This is a genomic window from Enterobacter ludwigii (assembly GCA_023023105.1).
Taxonomy (GTDB): Bacteria; Pseudomonadota; Gammaproteobacteria; order Enterobacterales; family Enterobacteriaceae; genus Enterobacter; species Enterobacter adelaidei.
In genome coordinates this window covers 3,038,283-3,056,475 of the sequence record CP083824.1, presented here as the reverse complement: position 1 = coordinate 3,056,475, position 18,193 = coordinate 3,038,283, and the positions used below count along the sequence as shown (strand labels likewise).

At 52.0% G+C, this 18,193-nt stretch carries 17 protein-coding genes, 3 pseudogenes and 1 riboswitch; of the genes and pseudogenes, 7 read left to right on the top strand and 13 right to left on the bottom strand.

The window, feature by feature from the left end:
* The first annotated feature begins 6 nt into the window (after positions 1–6).
* Entirely contained in the window at positions 7–1,437 is a 1,431-nt protein-coding gene (locus LCD46_14840; GenBank protein UOY69351.1) for a glycoside hydrolase family 32 protein, read from the top strand.
* Between the two features lie 232 nt (positions 1,438–1,669).
* Here the strand turns inward: LCD46_14840 and LCD46_14835 are convergent, their stop codons facing one another.
* Genes LCD46_14835 through LCD46_14825 form a run of 3 tightly spaced genes read right to left on the bottom strand, consistent with a single transcriptional unit; the run spans position 1,670 to position 2,576 of the window.
* The gene (locus LCD46_14835; protein ID UOY69350.1) at positions 1,670–2,002 is read right to left on the bottom strand and encodes a hypothetical protein; all 333 of its coding nucleotides are present in this window, start codon (positions 2,000–2,002) and stop codon (positions 1,670–1,672) included.
* A gap of 18 nt (positions 2,003–2,020) precedes the next feature.
* On the bottom strand, positions 2,021–2,275 hold the full coding sequence (locus LCD46_14830) for a hypothetical protein (protein ID UOY69349.1): 255 nt from the start codon (positions 2,273–2,275) through the stop codon (positions 2,021–2,023).
* A gap of 10 nt (positions 2,276–2,285) precedes the next feature.
* A complete protein-coding gene (locus LCD46_14825) occupies positions 2,286–2,576 on the bottom strand; it encodes a hypothetical protein (GenBank protein ID UOY69348.1) in 291 nt (96 codons plus the stop codon).
* A 199-nt stretch (positions 2,577–2,775) separates the two neighbouring features.
* Here LCD46_14825 and LCD46_14820 point away from each other — a divergent pair.
* Positions 2,776–3,896 (top strand): IS3-like element ISSen4 family transposase gene (locus LCD46_14820; protein UOY69347.1). Its coding sequence is split into 2 segments (ribosomal slippage): positions 2,776–3,034 and positions 3,034–3,896, totalling 1,122 coding nucleotides; the frame shifts between segments, so codons are not numbered across the junction.
* Positions 3,897–4,165: 269 nt separating this feature from the next.
* Here LCD46_14820 and LCD46_14815 read toward each other — a convergent pair.
* A complete protein-coding gene (locus tag LCD46_14815; GenBank protein UOY69346.1) occupies positions 4,166–5,122 on the bottom strand; it encodes a YadA C-terminal domain-containing protein in 957 nt (318 codons plus the stop codon).
* A 145-nt stretch (positions 5,123–5,267) separates the two neighbouring features.
* On the opposite strand from LCD46_14815, the gene LCD46_14810 reads away from it, so the two are divergent.
* The 4 genes from LCD46_14810 (at position 5,268) to LCD46_14795 (ending at position 9,602) form a co-directional block, all read left to right on the top strand.
* Positions 5,268–6,248 carry an IS5 family transposase gene (locus LCD46_14810; protein UOY69345.1) on the top strand — a complete coding sequence of 327 codons (981 nt, stop codon included), beginning with the start codon at positions 5,268–5,270 and terminating at the stop codon, positions 6,246–6,248.
* Positions 6,249–7,113: 865 nt separating this feature from the next.
* A riboswitch (TPP riboswitch) is annotated at positions 7,114–7,210 on the top strand.
* A 35-nt stretch (positions 7,211–7,245) separates the two neighbouring features.
* On the top strand, positions 7,246–8,016 hold the full coding sequence (thiM, locus tag LCD46_14805; protein UOY69344.1) for a hydroxyethylthiazole kinase: 771 nt from the start codon (positions 7,246–7,248) through the stop codon (positions 8,014–8,016).
* Positions 8,013–8,813: a bifunctional hydroxymethylpyrimidine kinase/phosphomethylpyrimidine kinase gene (thiD, locus tag LCD46_14800; protein UOY69343.1), complete on the top strand. Its 801-nt coding sequence runs from the start codon at positions 8,013–8,015 to the stop codon at positions 8,811–8,813. The genes thiM and thiD overlap by 4 nt, the downstream gene beginning before the upstream one ends.
* 42 nt (positions 8,814–8,855) lie before the next feature.
* Positions 8,856–9,602 carry a GntR family transcriptional regulator gene (locus LCD46_14795; GenBank protein ID UOY69342.1) on the top strand — a complete coding sequence of 249 codons (747 nt, stop codon included), beginning with the start codon at positions 8,856–8,858 and terminating at the stop codon, positions 9,600–9,602.
* Here the strand turns inward: LCD46_14795 and LCD46_14790 are convergent.
* The 3 genes and pseudogenes from LCD46_14790 to LCD46_14780 form a co-directional block, all read right to left on the bottom strand.
* On the bottom strand, positions 9,576–10,529 hold the full coding sequence (locus LCD46_14790) for a PfkB family carbohydrate kinase (GenBank protein UOY69341.1): 954 nt from the start codon (positions 10,527–10,529) through the stop codon (positions 9,576–9,578). The genes LCD46_14795 and LCD46_14790 overlap by 27 nt on opposite strands.
* A complete protein-coding gene (locus LCD46_14785; GenBank protein ID UOY69340.1) occupies positions 10,526–11,530 on the bottom strand; it encodes an ADP-ribosylglycohydrolase family protein in 1,005 nt (334 codons plus the stop codon). Before LCD46_14785 ends, LCD46_14790 begins: the two co-directional genes overlap by 4 nt.
* A pseudogene (locus tag LCD46_14780) lies at positions 11,527–12,803 on the bottom strand (nucleoside permease). Before LCD46_14780 ends, LCD46_14785 begins: the two are co-directional and overlap by 4 nt.
* A gap of 249 nt (positions 12,804–13,052) precedes the next feature.
* On the opposite strand from LCD46_14780, the gene fbaB reads away from it, so the two are divergent.
* Positions 13,053–14,105 carry a class I fructose-bisphosphate aldolase gene (gene fbaB / locus LCD46_14775; GenBank protein UOY69339.1) on the top strand — a complete coding sequence of 351 codons (1,053 nt, stop codon included), beginning with the start codon at positions 13,053–13,055 and terminating at the stop codon, positions 14,103–14,105.
* A gap of 68 nt (positions 14,106–14,173) precedes the next feature.
* On the opposite strand, the gene yegS is transcribed toward fbaB, so the two are convergent.
* From yegS to LCD46_14745, 6 genes and pseudogenes are all read right to left on the bottom strand, one after another.
* Positions 14,174–15,073 carry a lipid kinase YegS gene (gene yegS, locus LCD46_14770; GenBank protein UOY69338.1) on the bottom strand — a complete coding sequence of 300 codons (900 nt, stop codon included), beginning with the start codon at positions 15,071–15,073 and terminating at the stop codon, positions 14,174–14,176.
* Positions 15,074–15,249: 176 nt separating this feature from the next.
* Complete coding sequence (locus LCD46_14765) at positions 15,250–15,855, bottom strand: hypothetical protein (GenBank protein ID UOY69337.1); 606 nt, start codon at positions 15,853–15,855, stop codon at positions 15,250–15,252.
* A 7-nt stretch (positions 15,856–15,862) separates the two neighbouring features.
* Positions 15,863–16,174, bottom strand: a pseudogene (locus LCD46_14760) (hypothetical protein).
* A gap of 55 nt (positions 16,175–16,229) precedes the next feature.
* A complete protein-coding gene (locus tag LCD46_14755) occupies positions 16,230–17,198 on the bottom strand; it encodes an IS5 family transposase (protein ID UOY69336.1) in 969 nt (322 codons plus the stop codon).
* Between the two features lie 33 nt (positions 17,199–17,231).
* Positions 17,232–17,369, bottom strand: a pseudogene (locus LCD46_14750) (sugar dehydrogenase).
* Positions 17,370–17,434: 65 nt separating this feature from the next.
* Positions 17,435–18,136 (bottom strand): DsbA family oxidoreductase, encoded by a 702-nt coding sequence (locus LCD46_14745; GenBank protein UOY69335.1) that lies wholly within the window; start codon positions 18,134–18,136, stop codon positions 17,435–17,437.
* Between the last annotated feature and the right edge of the window lie 57 nt (positions 18,137–18,193).

Genomic DNA, 18,193 nt, shown 5'->3' with positions numbered 1-18,193 from the left:
AGACAAATGACGTATTCTATTACGAAAGCAGAACAGGAACTGCAGTCCAGACGCGAAGGGCTTAACCTGCGCTGGTATCCCCGTTACCACCTCGCCGCACGTGCCGGCTGGATGAACGACCCGAATGGTCTGGTCTGGTTTGACGGCTGGTATCACGCCTTTTATCAGCATCATCCTTATTCGACCCAATGGGGGCCGATGCACTGGGGCCATGCGCGCAGCCAGGATTTAGTTCACTGGGAGCACCTCCCGGTTGCGCTGGCACCGGAAGGACCAGACGACAAGGACGGCTGTTTTTCTGGTTCAGCGGTGGTGGATGGCGATACGCTGGCGCTGATTTACACCGGACACAAATTCCACGGCGATCCCGACGAGGCTAATCTCTATCAGGTGCAGTGTCTGGCAACCAGCCGTGATGGTGTCCATTTTGAGCGACAGGGAATGGTAGTTGATACGCCACCTGGCCTGCATCACTTCCGCGATCCGAAAGTGTGGCGTGAAGGGGATAGCTGGTACATGGTTGTCGGTGCGCGGGATGGCGAGACGGGTCAGGTACGCGTTTATCGTTCTGCTGATCTGCATGAGTGGCTGGATATGGGCGTACTTGCGGTGGCGGAAAAAGAGATGGGCTATATGTGGGAATGCCCGGACTTTTTCACTCTCAATGGCAAGCGCGTGCTGATGTTTTCGCCTCAGGGGCTGGTGGCTGAAGGCTACAAAAATCGTAATCTTTTCCAGAGCGGCTATCTGTTGGGCGAGTGGCAGCCCGGTCAGCCCTTTGTGCGTGAAGGTGAATTTGTGGAGATGGATCGCGGGCATGATTTCTATGCACCACAAAGTTTCCTGACACCTGATGGCCGCCGCATCGTCATTGGCTGGCTGGATATGTGGGAGTCCCCGCTGCCGGAACAGGAGGATAGTTGGGCCGGCATGCTCTCTTTACCGCGCGAGCTGACGCTGAGTGCGGATAACCGTCTGCAAATGCGGCCGGCCAAAGAAGTTGAAACCCTGCGCGGGGCGTGGTTCCCCTGGCCGATAAGTACGCTTAATAATCAGCAGATGACGCTGGTGGAACACTGCGAGGCGATGGAGGTCATTCTGCAGTGGGATTGCGCTAATAGCAGCGCGGAACAATACGGCATTCGTCTTGGAAGCGGGTTACGTGTTTATGTTGATGCGCAGATGCGGCGCCTGGTACTGGAGCGAGACTATCCACAGTATGGCCTGTGCGGTACCCGAAGCGTCGCGCTTAACCTGAACGACGCACTCAGTCTGCGCCTGTTCTTTGACTGCTCTTCCGTAGAAGTGTTTGTTAACGAGGGCGAGGCGTGCCTCAGCAGCCGCATATATCCTGATGCAGAATGCCGTGAGCTGGCATTGTTTGCCTGGACGGGGGGAGCGTCGCTTATACATGGCGGGGCGTGGCAGCTGGAGTAAAGCGTGACCGGGGGATACGGGTAGCAGGTCAGATCAATTTAAAATAAAGCCCCATATTAATGGGGCGTCTTAAATCCGGGATTGCATTGACCAGCTGATAACGTTGCGCGAGAACAGGTCAACAACTCCGGCCAGATACAGCCAACCTTCGTATGCCCGGATGTAAGTAAGAGCGGCTTTAGCAGTGTACTAAAGTCTTATATGCCGCTTACTTTTGTGAGCATTACCTCAATTATTTAGAAATCTGTGAATTTACCACTTTATCATCTTCAACCATTAACGTAAGTGTATAACCTGTTTTATGCCATTTTCCGTTATTGGGTTTCCATCCCTTAGAGAGTAGGTACTCAGAAGCAGTAGAGATAGACATGTTCATCACATGATCTGCTTCATTGGCTGGAGTAGAAACTTTTTGTTTCGTTGAAGCTGTAGCGTTACATTTTCCTGTGGCTTCATCTACTTGCGTACAGCCAGAGTTAGCAAGTTCTTTTCGATGGTGCTCACTTATAGCGGCGGCGTTAAAAGCAGCAACAGAAAGCAAAAAAAATATTAAAACTCTTTTCATGATTGATACTCTGTTTAATTAATCATTGTTATGGTGCTTGCCGCTGTTCTTTGCCCAAATACCAGTACCTGCAGCCGCATCACGGGCATTAGCATATGCGGCATTTTGAGCAGCGTTATTAATTGAATCTTGTCTATTGTGCTCGACTGTGTAACAGGTATCACGACTTATCCCTTGCGCTTCACATTCAGCCATTCGTTGAGCAGGAGAAGAGCAAGCAGATAAGGATGTCGCAAGACTAGCAACGAATACGACATTTACTAATTTCTTCATTACCATCACCTTAGATTAGAACGCTATCAACCGATATTAATTTAAATGCACTTATAGAGTTTAAAGCTATCTCTTCACATTCAGTTGCTTTTATATTGAAATTGCCCTCTTTAATTCTTCGCTTAATGACAGTTCTGGTTTTATTGAAATCTTCTTTATTGTTAGATGCTTTCATTATCCCTAATGCAGCACATACCGAAGAAGGGGATGAATCACTATAAATAGTGGCTTTTGGTACGTTACCAGAAGTACATCCAGTGACAATGCTAACCAGAGCCAATAAATAAAAGTATTTTTTCAATGTTGTTCATTCCTGTCTTGTGTGATTAAAGAAGAAATCTAATAAGCACCTCAGAAAATACAGCTAAAATTATTCCACATAAACCCAATCCAGATACCTACAAAAATCAAAATAAAATACAATACAGCTGACCTGCTCCCCGTTGATTAGTACACCCCGATGTTAGTAATGTCTTCATAAGCCACATGAGGACATCCCCATGAAGAAGCGTTTTTCCGACGAACAGATCATCAGTATTCTCCGCGAAGCCGAAGCTGGGGTACCCGCCCGTGAACTCTGCCGCAAGCATGCCATTTCCGATGCCACGTTTTACACCTGGCGTAAGAAGTATGGCGGTATGGCGGTGCCTGAAGTTAAGCGCCTGAAGTCGCTTGAGGAAGAGAACGCCAGACTCAAGAAGCTGCTTGCCGAAGCCATGCTGGATAAAGAGGCGCTTCAGGTGGCTCTTGGGCGAAAGTACTGACGACAGACCAGAAGCGGGAAGCCGTGATGTTGATGTGTGATGCGACCGGTCTGTCGCAACGTCGTGCCTGCAGGCTTACAGGTTTATCCCTGTCGACCTGCCGCTATGAGGCTCACCGTCCGGCTGCTGATGCGCATTTATCAGGGCGCATCACTGAGCTGGCACTGGAGCGCAGGCGTTTTGGCTACCGTCGTATTTGGCAGTTGCTGCGCCGTGAAGGGCTTCATGTTAATCATAAGCGCGTGTACCGGCTTTATCACCTCAGTGGCCTGGGCGTAAAACGCAGAAGACGTCGTAAAGGGCTGGCAACAGAACGTCTGCCGCTGCTCCGTCCGGCGGCGCCCAATCTGACCTGGTCGATGGATTTCGTCATGGACGCACTTTCCACCGGTCGCAGGATCAAGTGTCTTACCTGCGTCGATGATTTCACAAAGGAATGCCTGACGGTCACTGTTGCCTTTGGGATTTCAGGCGTTCAGGTCACGCGTATTCTGGACAGCATTGCACTGTTTCGAGGCTATCCGGCGACGATAAGAACTGACCAGGGGCCGGAGTTCACTTGCCGTGCACTGGATCAATGGGCCTTTGAGCATGGTGTTGAGTTGCGCTTAATCCAGCCGGGCAAGCCAACGCAGAACGGATTTATTGAGAGCTTTAACGGACGATTTCGCGATGAATGTTTGAATGAGCACTGGTTCAGCGATATCGTTCATGCCAGGAAAATTATTAATGACTGGCGGCAGGATTATAACGAATGCCGCCCGCACTCCACGCTGAATTATCAGACACCGTCTGAATTTGCAGCGGGCTGGAGAAAGGGTCATTCTGAGAATGAAGATTCCGACGTTACTAACTGAGTGTTGTATCTAATCGTGGGGGCAGGTCACAGCAGAAAGGAAAACATATTTTGCCATGATCGCTATCATCAGTATAATTAGACAGACCCCGCCAGCTAAAATTCATGAGGTAATTTTGTAGCAATATTATGTTTAGCTAGTCTCTTCTTTTTAGTTGCAAATCAAGCTACCGCCTGGAGTTGTGTAGTAGTGCTTTGCACCATATCACCCGTACTACCATCTCTTTCTCATTATATTAGCCCCCATTTTGAGGGCTGGCAGGTCATTAATCAAAAACCAAAACCTACCCCGGCGCCGAGAGCGAAATCATTATTTGTGCTAGTTGATACACCCGTTTTAACTGTAGCGGCGCCCGCGTGGAAAGAAGCGCCTACGCTTACGGCTTGCTCGTCTTTAAAGCTACCTACGCCAGCAGAGAACATTACATTTTGACCTGCTTCCACTTGAGGCATAGAAGCAATCGCAATTGCACTCGCAGCGCCAGAACGGGCTTCTTTCTTATTACTGTCTACTTCATCGCGCAATGATTTGAATTGTGCGTTGGTGTTGGCTTGTTGCTGGCTAAACACTTTCTTAGCGTCTTGCAGATCTTGAGCCACGCCAGCAGCCTGGTTAGACGTTGAAGAGATAGCAGCAGTGTTAGCCGCTACTTTAGCTTGTGTAGCTGTGTCTACTTGTGTGATGGTGGTTGTTACACCGTTAGCCCCATCTTTCCCGTCTTTACCATTAGCACCAGTAGCGCCAGTGTCGCCCTTATCACCTTTTGCACCGTCTACGCCGTCTTTAGGCTTAGGCGCATTTTCAAGAGCAGATAAACGCCCATCTTGCTGAATGTTCTGATTCAGGAAAGCATGATTAACCTGATCTTGTGCATCTTTGTTTTGCGTGATCTCGCCTTGCAATTGCTGATCAGCAGTAACACGGTTTGCTGTTTCCTGGTTAGCGTTGCTATTGATGGTGTTAATCTCACCTTGCATATTAGCAACTTCCATTTTATCAGCCTTACCATTTTGAAGAGTGGTAATAGCTGAATCATGATCAACAGTCATTGTAGCAATTTTATCGAGGTCATAACCCGCGCCTTGTTGACCGATGATAGTGATCCCGTCAGTGTCGGAAGTAACAGGGAAAGCAGCGGCTTTAGCTGGTACTACAGCAGCGAACATAGAACCAAACACGATAACAGCCAGAGTAGTTTTAGCAGTAGTCTTAACGATAGTTTTCATTTAAAGCTCTCATCACATAAGTAAATAAGGTTATTTCGCTATCCAGGCGGGAAGATATAACACCCTGTTATATCTAGGGAAGGTGCGAACAAGTCCCTGATATGAGATCATGTTTGTCATCTGGAGCCATGGAACAGGGTTCATCATGAGTCATCAACTTACCTTCGCCGACAGTGAATTCAGCAGTAAGCGCCGTCAGACCAGAAAAGAGATTTTCTTGTCCCGCATGGAGCAGATTCTGCCATGGCAAAACATGGTGGAAGTCATCGAGCCGTTTTACCCCAAGGCTGGTAATGGCCGGCGACCTTATCCGCTGGAAACCATGCTACGCATTCACTGCATGCAGCATTGGTACAACCTGAGCGATGGCGCGATGGAAGATGCTCTGTACGAAATCGCCTCCATGCGCCTGTTTGCCCGATTATCCCTGGATAGCGCCCTGCCGGATCGCACCACCATCATGAATTTCCGCCACCTGCTCGAGCAGCATCAACTGGCCCGTCAATTGTTCAAGACCATCAATCGCTGGCTGGCCGAAGCAGGCGTCATGATGACCCAAGGCACTTTGGTGGATGCCACCATCATTGAGGCACCCAGCTCTACCAAGAACAAAGAGCAGCAACGCGATCCGGAGATGCATCAGACCAAGAAAGGCAATCAGTGGCACTTTGGCATGAAGGCCCACATTGGTGTCGATGCCAAGAGTGGCCTGACCCACAGCCTAGTCACCACCGCGGCCAACGAGCATGACCTCAATCAGCTGGGTAATCTGCTTCATGGAGAGGAGCAATTTGTCTCAGCCGATGCCGGCTACCAAGGAGCGCCACAGCGCGAGGAGCTGGCCGAGGTGGATGTGGACTGGCTGATCGCCGAGCGTCCCGGCAGGGTAAAAACCTTGAAGCAGCATCCGCGCAAGAACAAAACGGCCATCAACATCGAATACATGAAAGCCAGCATCCGTGCCAGGGTGGAGCACCCGTTTCGCATCATCAAGCGGCAGTTCGGCTTCGTGAAAGCCAGATACAAGGGGCTGCTGAAAAACGATAACCAACTGGCGATGTTATTCACCCTGGCCAACCTGTTTCGAGTGGACCAAATGATACGTCAGAGGGAGAGATCTCAGTAAAAACCTGAAATAACGCCAGAAATGGTGGAAAAAATAGCCTAAATAGGCTGATTCGATGTGTTTGCGGGAAAAAAATCGGCCCAGATCCGCGAAATTTTAATCAGCGAGTCAGCTTGGGAAGAAATGACCTGCTTATTCGCACCTTCCCTAGATGATTTCATGCGGCTTACGGCGATTTTTGTTTAATCACTTATTTCGTAACGTGTAGTAACTATCTTGTAATACATAAATTTGGATATTGACCTGGATCACTAAAAGCACTGAAAGCTAAAATGCCCTTACGCGAGTGATTTTAAATAAAACCAATAAATACATGTAGATATAAATCTCCTCATTAAATCCACTGCATGCCAGGCTTTCATAAATACATTAATTATATTTATGTGTTTTGTCCGTAAAACGTATAAATCAAGCTCATTCAGTAAAGTTAATTAATATATTTGTGAAAGTTCCTTCTTTTCGAATTAATAGAAACTTTTGAATGAAGGGGGCTTTGACGTGGAGAAAAATATTTTTAATCGAGAATAAAACAGGGTTTTGATTGCTATAAATCAGTGATTGAATTGTTGTAAAAAATGATGTTTTTATTTCTCTTAATTAGAAAATTAGATTGATAGGATTACAAAAAAGATATTAAAGGCAGGTGCACCAACGAGTGACTGAGCGCAAAGCGATAGTAACGATAGAGGGAAAGGGGTAAAGGAACGGTTATGCGAGATACTAACAATAAGAATTTTATTGATTTCATGTGAGAGACAAATTGGGGTACAAGGTGAGGTACAGCGTGAAGAAAGGATAAACGTAAGTGCAAGCTTGCATCGCCAGGCTACATCCCCTAAGCTGGTAATTAATAAAGAAATGTAATCTACATGACTCGGGGTGCCCTTCTTTGTGAAGGCTGAGAAATACCCGTATTACCTGATCTGGATAATGCCAGCGTAGGGAAGTCAGATGCCTTCCCGGTCATCGCTTCTTCACGCAAGGCAGGAGCGAACCCATGCAGCCTGACCTGCTCGATTTACACGTTTTACATCAGTTCCGAACCCGTTCCCCGCTTACGCATTGTATGACTAACGACGTCGTACAGACCTTTACTGCCAACGTTCTGCTGGCGCTTGGCGCCTCTCCGGCGATGGTGATTGAGGCCGAAGAAGCTGAGCAGTTTGCCGCGATCGCCGATGCATTGCTGATAAACGTTGGCACGCTGACCTCACCGCGAGCGCAGGCGATGCGTCGGGCGATTGAGAGTGCGGTAGCTGCGGGTAAACCCTGGACGCTGGACCCGGTTGCCGTGGGCGCTCTAACGTTTCGCACCCGTTTTTGTCATCAAATCCTCGCCCTGAAACCCGCCGCCATTCGCGGCAATGCTTCTGAAATCCTTGCCCTTGCCGGGATGAGCGCCGGTGGTCGCGGCGTCGATACGACTGACACCACAGCCAGCGCGTTACCTGCTGCACAGGCGCTGGCTCGCCAGACCAATGCCATTGTGGTGGTCACCGGTGAGGTGGATTACATCACTGATGGACAACGAACCCGAACGGTTACCGGCGGCGATCCATTGATGACGTGCGTCGTGGGAACCGGGTGCGCACTCTCTGCCGTTGTGGCGGCGAGTTGCTCACTGCCGGGCGACAGGCTGGATAACGTCTCCGCCGCGTGCGGATTTATGAAGCGAGCCGGAACGGCAGCCATTGCGCAGTCTCGTGGCCCGGGCAGTTTTGCCAGCATGTTCCTGGATGCGCTCTACACCCTGGAGGAACTGGCATGAAACGCATTAACGCCCTGACCATTGCCGGCACCGATCCCAGCGGCGGCGCGGGTATCCAGGCCGACCTGAAAACCTTCTCTGCTCTTGGCGCGTACGGATGCTCGGTCATTACCGCGCTGGTGGCGCAAAACACGCTCGGCGTGCAGTCGGTTTACCGTATTGAACCGGATTTTGTTGCCGCGCAGCTGGATTCCGTATTCAGCGACGTGCGAATTGATACCACCAAGATCGGTATGCTGGCAGAGACAGATATTGTTGAAGCGGTGGCTGAGCGACTTAAACGTTATCAGGTACAAAACGTGGTGCTGGATACCGTGATGCTGGCAAAAAGCGGCGATCCATTGCTCTCCGCCTCCGCTGTTGAAACGCTGCGTAAAAAGCTACTGCCACAGGTGGCTCTCATCACGCCCAATCTGCCGGAGGCTGCGGCACTGTTGGGGGCAACACATGCGCGAAATGAACGGGAAATGAAAGAGCAGGGGAATGCGCTGCTGGCGATGGGCTGCGGGGCCGTGCTGATGAAAGGTGGTCATCTTGACGATGCCGAAAGCCCGGACTGGCTCTTCACCCGAGACGGCGAGCGGCGGTTCACGGCGCCACGCGTACACACTAAAAACACCCACGGCACTGGCTGTACGCTCTCTGCCGCGCTGGCGGCATTACGCCCACGGCATGATAACTGGGCCGATACGGTGAGCGAAGCGAAAACCTGGCTCTCAGCCGCGCTGGCAAAAGCTGATACTCTGGAGGTGGGTCACGGTAATGGGCCGGTACACCATTTTCATGCCTGGTGGTAAGCCGTATACTGGCAGGAAACACCACGCCTGAGAAAAACAGAGATGGAACAAGCGCATACCCGGTTAATCGATCAACTAAATGAACGGATCGCCGCGCCCGACAATACGCCGCTGTATCTGAAATTTGCCGAAACGGTAAAAAATGCGGTGCGCAGCGGGGTGCTGGAGCACGGCAATATTCTGCCCGGCGAGCGCGATCTGAGTCAGTTAACCGGTGTGTCGCGCATTACAGTGCGCAAAGCGATGCAGGCTCTGGAGTCCGAAGGGGTGGTGACGCGTGCCCGGGGTTACGGGACGCAAATTAACAACATCTTTGAATATTCGCTTAAAGAAGCGCGCGGTTTCTCTCAGCAGGTGGTACTACGCGGTAAAAAGCCCAATACGCTTTGGGTGAATAAACGCGTGGTGAAGTGTCCGGAAGAGGTCGCCAGCCAGCTGTCGGTGGAGCCGGAGAGCGAGGTCTTTCTCCTTAAGCGTATTCGCTATGTCGACGATGATGCGGTGTCGATTGAGGAGTCGTGGGTTCCGGTGGGGCTGATTCACGATCCGGATGCCATTGGTATCTCGCTGTACGACTATTTTCGCAGCCAGAACATCTTCCCGCAGCGTACCCGTTCACGGGTGAGCGCCCGTATGCCGGACAGCGAATTTCAGGCGCATATAAAGATGGATGACAAAATTCCGGTGCTGGTGATCAAGCAGGTTGCACTTGACCAGCAGCACCGGCCGATTGAGTACAGCATCAGCTACTGTCGCAGCGACCTATACGTCTTTGTGTGCGAGGAGTAATTCCTCGAGAGTAGGGGCGCAATCACCGCCACGGTGGCTGACAACCCAGGCGGCTACCGCATTACCCAGCAGGACAGAGTCTGCAAGACTCCACCCCGCAGCCAGCCCGGCAAGCGTTCCGCCAGCATGACTGTCACCTGCCCCGATTGTGTCGACCACGGTGGCGGGAAACGCCGGAACAGAACCTGAGGCGTCACCGTCATGCCAGGTCGCACCGTCTTTGTCGTGGCGAATAATTAGCGCCGAGCCAAAACGCTGCTGCCACTGTGCCCCTAAGCGTGCAGGCGCCATATCAAATCGTTCAGCAGCAATCTGCGCCTCCTGGCGATTAAGCGAGACGATCGGTTTACAGGCCATAATTCGCGCCATTAGTGCGTCAGGAATATCGGCGATGCGTGGGCCAAAATCAATAAAGGCGGCGATCGCCTGTAACCCTTCCAGCCAGGACGTCAGGAGCTCGCCGCACGGCGATGCCAGCTGATAGCCGGAGAGATATACCAGACTCGCTGGCGGCACGTGAAGTGCTTCCAGCCAGCGCTGTTGCCACTGGTTCTCCACACCGCTAAACGACATAAAAGTGCGTTCACCATCCGGCTCTACCAGCGCCAGACACCAGCCGTTATCGCCGGTTTCGGCCTCTACGGCGCTGTGCAAATCCTGCTTCGCCATGGCGTTACGGATAATATCCGCCCAAACGCCATGGCCGACGGGCAGGGCGTTTTGCGCCGTAATGCCGAGCCGTTTAAGGGCGATGGCAATGTTCAGCGCACAGCCGCCGATATTGACGCCCTGCTGTTTAAGCTCGATATCACATCCGCGCCAGGGCAGGGCGTAGGCATCGGCAATAACGTCAATGACCGCTGCGCCCAGCACCGTCACCGGTCGTGTCGCGTGCAGTGTTTTAAGGCGTTGGGCAAAAGAATTCATACGCCCTCCCTTTGCTCCCGGTAGCGCAGAAGTTTCTCGCAATAGTGACCAAAATCAAGCTGGTTCACAGCGTCGAGTTCCTCTTTCAGCTGCGGATCAATAGCCTGCACCCCGTGGAGTGCGCCGCATATGGCCGTCGCCATCGCGCCAATGGTGTCCGTATCACCGCCCAGGTTGGCACATAAAATGGCACAGCGGTTCGGGTCGGTTCCTGCCAGTTCAACCATTGCAATGGCCGCCGGAACGGACTCGATGGTGCTGGTTCCAGCCCCGACGAGCTGATACACCTGCTCGCTGGCCGATTCTGTGCCGTTGGCTTCACGCACGGTTTTAAGCGCCAGCTCAATACGTGCTGCCAGCGACGCGCTGAAGGTGGTGGTTTTCACCTCCTGCGCATAGCGGGCGATACCCGGCAGGGCATCGACGATGTTCTGCCAGCGTTCGCCGTCGATGGCGCGAGAAACCGCCCAGGCAATCACCACCGCGCCGGCAATCGCGAGATCCGATTTATGGGTCGGACTGGAAGCCAGCGCCACCTGTTCAACAAAGTGTTCCAGACGCGTGGCCGGGAGCAGGCAGCCCAGCGGGGAGGCGCGCATCGCCGCCCCGTTAGTCACGCCGTTGTTTTCCAGTTCGCTAACCGGTTTCCCGTCGCGAATCGCGTTAAGCGCGATTTTGGAGGTCGGGCCGAGCACGTTTTTATTAAACGCGTCGAAATCGAGCGCCCAGTGCAGAATATGTTTGCCGATAACGTCTGCGCTAATCTCCCCATCGCATTCGATAATCGCATCCGCCAGACATAGTGCCATGGAGGTGTCATCGGTGAACTCGGCCTGTTTGAAATAGCAGGCCGCATTATTCTCTGCCGGGCCGGGTAAAAAGCGGTCGATCCAGCCAAAGTGCGCTTTGACACGCTTTCTCGGCCACAGCTCCGACGGCATGCCCATTGCATCCCCTAACGCCTGCCCGTAAAGGGCACCGAGAACACGTTCTTGTTTCATTTCACTTCCCCTTGTGTCAGCGCGGCATCGCCATCAACCACCTCAATTGCGGTGATCTCTTTATCCGATTCGCGGAAAAACAGCATAAACAGCACGGCGATCACGGCAATCATGATCCCTCCGAATGCCCACATTCCGGCCCAGTTGAAGGTCAGCCCGTTCACCGGCTCTTTGTATGCGAACATTTTTTCCATCATCACGCCGCCCAGACGGTAACCCAGCAGGCTACCAAAGCCCTGGCAACACAGCGTAATCAGACCTTGTGCGGCGGTGCGCATATGCACCGGCGCTTTTTTATCCACATAGATATAGGCGGTCACATAATAGAAGTCGTAGCTCACGCCGTGCAGCAGAATGCCGAGGAACAGCAGGGCGTAAGTGAAGTACTGTTCCGCACCGCCGTAAACGAAGAACCCGTAGCGGATAGCGGCGGTGATCAGGCCCAGCAGTAAGACCTTCTTAATACCAAAGCGTTTGGTGAAGAACGGCAGTGCCAGCATAAAGAAGATTTCGGAGAACTGGCCGAGCGTCATCCAGCCGGTGGCGTTTTTCATCCCCACTTCGGTGAGATAGCCGTTAGCGAAGATGTAGTAGAAGGCCAGCGGCATGGCGAACAGGAACGAGCAGAAGAAGAACACGAGGAAGTTTTTATCGCGCAGCAGAATTAACGCATCCAGCCCCAGCATCACTTTGAAATCCAGCTTGCCGGTGCTCTTCGGCGGGGTATTCGGCAGGAACAGGGCAAATACGCCGAGCAGGGCGGAGCTGGCTGCGGTCATCAACAGCGGAATATTGGTATCGGAAATATCGCTAAAGCCCAGCATCTGCGGCAGGAAACCGCACGCCAGACCGGAAGCAATCCAGCCAATCGTCCCCATCACGCGGATACGTGGGAAATCGGCCTCGACGTCGTCCACGTTGGCGAAGGCAATACTGTTAGTCAACGCGATAGTGGGCATATAGGTCAGAGAGTAAACCAGCAGCAGCGGGAAGAAGGTGCTGAACTGGTTTGCTGTGCGGCGAAGTACATCAGAATGGCACCGGCAAACATCAGCACCGCCAGCACTTTCTGCGCGGCAAAGAAGCGGTCCGTCAGCGAGCCGACCAGAATAGGTGAGAGAATGGCGGCAATCGCTGTACAGGCGTAAGACCAGCCAATTTCTCCGGCGGTAAAACCGCTCTTGCTCAACCACAGCCACAGCGGCACAAACCACGCGCCCCAGATAAACCATTCAACAAACATCATGAACGACAGTTGGACTTTCGTTTTCATTTTTTAATCCTGCATGTCAGAGAGGGTACGCCTTTAACATACCATTCAATAATACCTTTTAAATACCTTTGTGGCGAATGTTTGATCGGTGTAACAGTTTTGTTGTACACGAAACGAGCCAGCAGATTGCGCTGAAAAAAATGCAAAAGCTGGAAAATCTGTTAAGTCGGTACCAGGCTTAGTCTGCCCGCAAATATGTGGGAATGGATTACATTCACCGACATGACGTCGGACTTACGGGAGTATCACATGACTGATATTGCACAGTTGCTTGGCAAAGACGCCGACAGCCTTTTACAGCATCGTTGTATGACCATTCCAGCCGACCAGCTCTATCTGCCTGGTCACGACTACGTTGACCGCGTAATGGTTGATAACAACCGTCCGCCTGCGGTCCTGAGAAATATGCAGACGCTCTACAACACCGGGAGACTCGGCGGCACCGGGTATCTCTCTATCCTTCCGGTTGATCAGGGGGTTGAACATTCAGCCGGTGCATCTTTTGCGGCTAACCCGCTCTATTTCGATCCAAAGAACATTGTTGAGCTGGCGATTGAAGCGGGCTGTAACTGTGTGGCGTCGACCTATGGCGTGCTGGCATCCGTTTCACGTCGCTATGCCCACCGTATTCCATTCCTGGTGAAGCTGAACCACAACGAAACCCTCAGCTACCCGACAGAATATGACCAGACCCTCTACGCCAGCGTAGAGCAGGCGTTCAATATGGGCGCGGTAGCCGTCGGGGCGACCATCTACTTCGGTTCCGAGCAGTCGCGCCGCCAGATTGAAGAGATCTCTGCGGCCTTTGAACGCGCGCACGAGCTGGGGTTGGTGACGGTGCTGTGGGCGTACCTGCGTAACTCGGCGTTCAAAAAAGACGGCGTGGACTATCACGTGTCCGCTGACCTGACCGGCCAGGCGAACCACCTGGCGGCGACCATCGGCGCAGATATCGTGAAGCAGAAAATGGCCGAGAATAACGGCGGGTACAAAGCGGTAAACTTTGGTTACACCGATGACCGTGTCTATAGCAAGCTGACCAGCGATAACCCTATCGACCTGGTGCGCTACCAGCTGGCGAACTGCTATATGGGACGCGCGGGGCTTATCAACTCCGGTGGTGCTGCGGGCGGTGATACCGACCTGTCCGACGCGGTGCGTACGGCGGTGATTAACAAACGCGCGGGCGGCATGGGGCTGATCCTGGGCCGTAAGGCGTTTAAGAAATCAATGGCCGACGGCGTGAAGCTGATCAATGCCGTTCAGGATGTGTATCTGGACAGCAAAGTGACGATTGCCTGACGCCTCCATCTCCCTCTCCCGGTGGGAGAGGGTTGGGGTGAGGGCATCATCGTGCACTGTGTAAAACATCAGCGCAAAAGCGCACAATCCGGCGGCAATCTGCATTGTAGCGCGCCGGGCAAAACTTCTATGCGGAAATGCTTCCCGCTCAATGGCTCTCCGTCCAGATTAAACGTCATTCCGTGCGGAGCATCCACTTCAAACCATGCTGATTTCCCGTCAATAATATTCGGGCTCTCTTCCGGGCGGGTCAATGTGGTAAACAGTGCGGGCAGCAGTCCATCACCTGTGAAAATACGCAACTGCAGCTGACCGTCATTAATCAGCGCTTCCGGGCAAAGCTGCTGCCCACCGCCTGCCTGACGGCCATTACCGATACCAATCACCAGCGCGTCACCTTGCCACTGAAAATCTTCACCGCGAATTTCACAGCGGTCTGGCTTTAGGGTGTCCATTCGCATCAGTCCATGGATCAGGTATGAAACACCACCCAGCGCCGCCTTCAGTTTTTCCGGCGTTTCGCTGGTAATGCGCGTACCAAATCCGCCGGTCGCCATATTGATAAAGCAGGTTTTGTCATTCACCTGGGCAATATCCACGGCGGTGGCCTTGCCAAGGATTGCCAGCTGGAGTGCTTTCTCTAAATCTTCCGGGATCCCGACGCTGGTAGCAAAATCATTGGCGGTACCGAGCGGCAAAATCCCCATCACCGGGCGGTTGGCCTGGTTTAAATCAATCAGGGCAGACGCGATCTCATTGATGGTGCCATCACCGCCGCCGGAAATAATGGTTTTGACACCCAGGCCGAGCGCTTCATTGATATAACGTGCCGCGTCGCCTTTTTCCCATGTCACTCGCACGTGGATACGCGCACCGTCTTCACGCAAAACCTGAATTGCCTGACGCAACAGATCGTTGCCTGCACTTTTGCCATTGAGAATCAATAAACTGTCTGGATAGGTTGCCATCCGCGCTGCTCCCTTTTTTAGCGTTAGTAAGAGTGTATAGCAGGGAGGAAAAAAGCGCGTAAGAACAGGATGAAAGGGAAAAAATAAGCCTGTGTAAAAAGGGGCTCCTTTACAACGAAAGATGTCCCCCGTGTTGTTGACTCTTTGTACGGCTTTCGCTCAATAGACTCTTACCGTCAACCTTTGAGGCCTGCCATTTGCTTTGCCTCAATTTTCAACTGCTTACGCCAAACCCGATTATGTAGCGTTAGAGCGATTGAACGGTAAAAGACCGATGTATTCATCCACGCGATATTCAGGCAGAAAAATACCAGCCCTAAAAAAGAAGTTATTTGTGGTGTGTAATTCTCAACAGAGCCGAATAAAAGCGAATTCCACGTCCAGATAAAATAAACGATGTTCATCAAGCCAGTCAGCGTGATAACGGAAATATGCAGTTTATATCCTGTCAAGGAACCCCGGGCAGCCAGGAACATTGTGGTCATCACTATCATGCAATACGCTACTGCTGCCAGGAATACTCCCATCATTACTTTGAATTCAGGTAAGCCGAGCAGACGAAATAGCCACATCCAGACAGAAACTTGTAGCATAGCGTAGCAAAAAATAGTGAGTAAGGTACTTATTGCTAATGGAATGCCTGTCATATGTACACCCACAGGAACACCGAACTGACCTTTTAAGCGATCTTTCAATGATTCAAGCCGTTGGCGATCGTCAGTCGCCATTTCACCTGTTATTACAGTACTTAATGCAAGGCTCTTCTTGATGTAATTTATCATGTCCGGGTCAATAACTTCCTGTAAATGAAAAAGACTGAATCAAACCAAAAACGTATTTACCAGATTGTGTAATATTCTGCGGATTCCTGATTGTACCCGAGACAGCACTTCCAACAAATGCCGAGGAGTTTGAAATGGCATTCAACAGTTCACGCTGTAAGAGCAACTGCAACGCTTCCGATGGATAACGTTTAGGGTAAACCCCAGCTTTCATCGCTGCTTTTACACCTGAATTCGAGATGCCTGGATTTCGGATACGAATGATCTCTTCTGTCAACCTCGAGCGGTCCGCTCGGCTCATTTTTTGCAGCAAAGAGAGGCTTTGTTGAATAAATCAGATTTCGGGTAAGTCTCCCCCGTAGCGGGTTGTGTTTTCAGGCAATACGCACGCTTTCAGGCATACCTGCTTTCGTCATTTTGTTCAGCGCTCGTACCAGGGCCATAGCCTCCGCAACCTGACCATCGTAGTCACGCAGCGTCAGTGAACCCCCGAACTGCTGTTTTACCCGGTACATCGCCGTTTCCGCTATCGAGCGACGGTTGTAATCTGTTGTCCATTTCCACCGCGCATTACTCCCGGTCATTCGCTGATTCGCAACAGCACGGTTACGGTCTGCATATTCACCGGGCCAGTAACCCGCGCCTTTTCGGGGCGGGATAAGCGCGCTGATTTTCTTACGCCGCAGTTCATCGTGACAGAGCCGGGTGTCGTAAGCGCCGTCTGCCGATGCTGCCCCGATTTTCCGGTGGGTTTGCCGGATTAACCCGGGGAAGGCCTCTGAGTCCGTAACGTTGTTCAGCGACAGGTCAGCGCAGATGATTTCATGTGTTTTACTGTCAACGGCGAGATGCAGCTTACGCCAGATACGGCGGCGTTCCTGGCCATGCTTTTTGACTTTCCACTCGCCTTCACCGAAGACCTTCAGCCCGGTGGAATCAATTACCAGGTGTGCGATTTCACCCCGGGTGGGCGTTTTGAAACTGACATTAACCGACTTTGCCCGCCTGCTGACACAGCTGTAATCCGGGCAGCGTAGCGGAACGTTCATCAGAGAAAAAATGGAATCAATAAAGCCCTGCGCAGCGCGCAGGGTCAGCCTGAATACGCGTTTAATGACCAGCACAGTCGTGATGGCAAGGTCAGAATAGCGCTGAGGTCTGCCTCGTGAAGAAGGTGTTGCTGACTCATACCAGGCCTGAATAGCTTCATCATCCAGCCAGAAAGTTATGGAGCCACGGTTGATGAGGGCTTTATTGTAGGTGGGCCAGTTGGTGATTTTGAACTTTTGCTTTGCCACGGAACGGTCTGCGTTGTCGGGAAGATGCGTGATCTGATCCTTCAACTCAGCAAAAGTTCGATTTATTCAACAAAGCCCCGCTTCGGCTTTGTCTTTTTTATTCCCGGTCAGCACCACACTGCCGCCCGCTTCCAGTACCATGCGTGCCACGGCGAGACCCATGCCGCTGGTGCCGCCGACGACAAGCAGTTTTTTACCTTTGAAAAATGTATTCATTTTCAGACTCCATTACTGGTGGGTAAGACGTTGCCGGCAGCGTGAAACTGCCGGCGGTTGACGGATTAAATGCTGCAGCCATCCGTTCCGCAGGTCTGACCCGCTGTGGCTGAAAATTCGGTTTGCTGTTCATCCCAGACCTGACGCAGGGCATTCAAAAAGTTGTCTGCCCCCTGAGCCCCGCTGATGGCGTATTTCTCGTTCATCACAAAAACCGGAACGCCGCTGAGGCCAATAGACTGTGCGTGGGCTTCATCGTCGGAAACGGTGGCGCGAAAATCGTCATTTTCCAGAGCGGCTTCGGCGTCAGCTTTCTCCATACCGGCTTCTACGGCCATTGCAACGAGCTGCTGACGGTCAAAGAGAGAGCGACCTTCGGTGATACTGCCGTGATAAAAACGTTCTTCCACCGCGTCCGCAATTCCGGCCTTACGCGCGGCAACCAGCAGGGTGTGTGCATCTTCTGTATCACCAAACATCATGCCGTCAAAGTTGTAGATCAGACCTTCAGATTTACCGGCGGTGCCCACCTGATTCATCATCAGCTCCGCTGAATGTTGACTGCCCAGTTTTTTAACGATGGCATCCTTAAAAGGCATAGCGGGAGTACCACCGGCCAGACGGTAGCTGTGATGACGGATCACCACCTGATCGCGAAATTCAAAGCGATTCAGACCCTGTTCAAATCTTTTCTTAGCAATCCAGCACCACGGGCAGACCAAATCTGACCAGATATCGATGGTGAGGGTGGGTTTCAGCGTTTGCATAATGATTCCTCAAAGACCTTGGGCGGTCGGGTCTCACTTATCAGAGAACCGCGACCG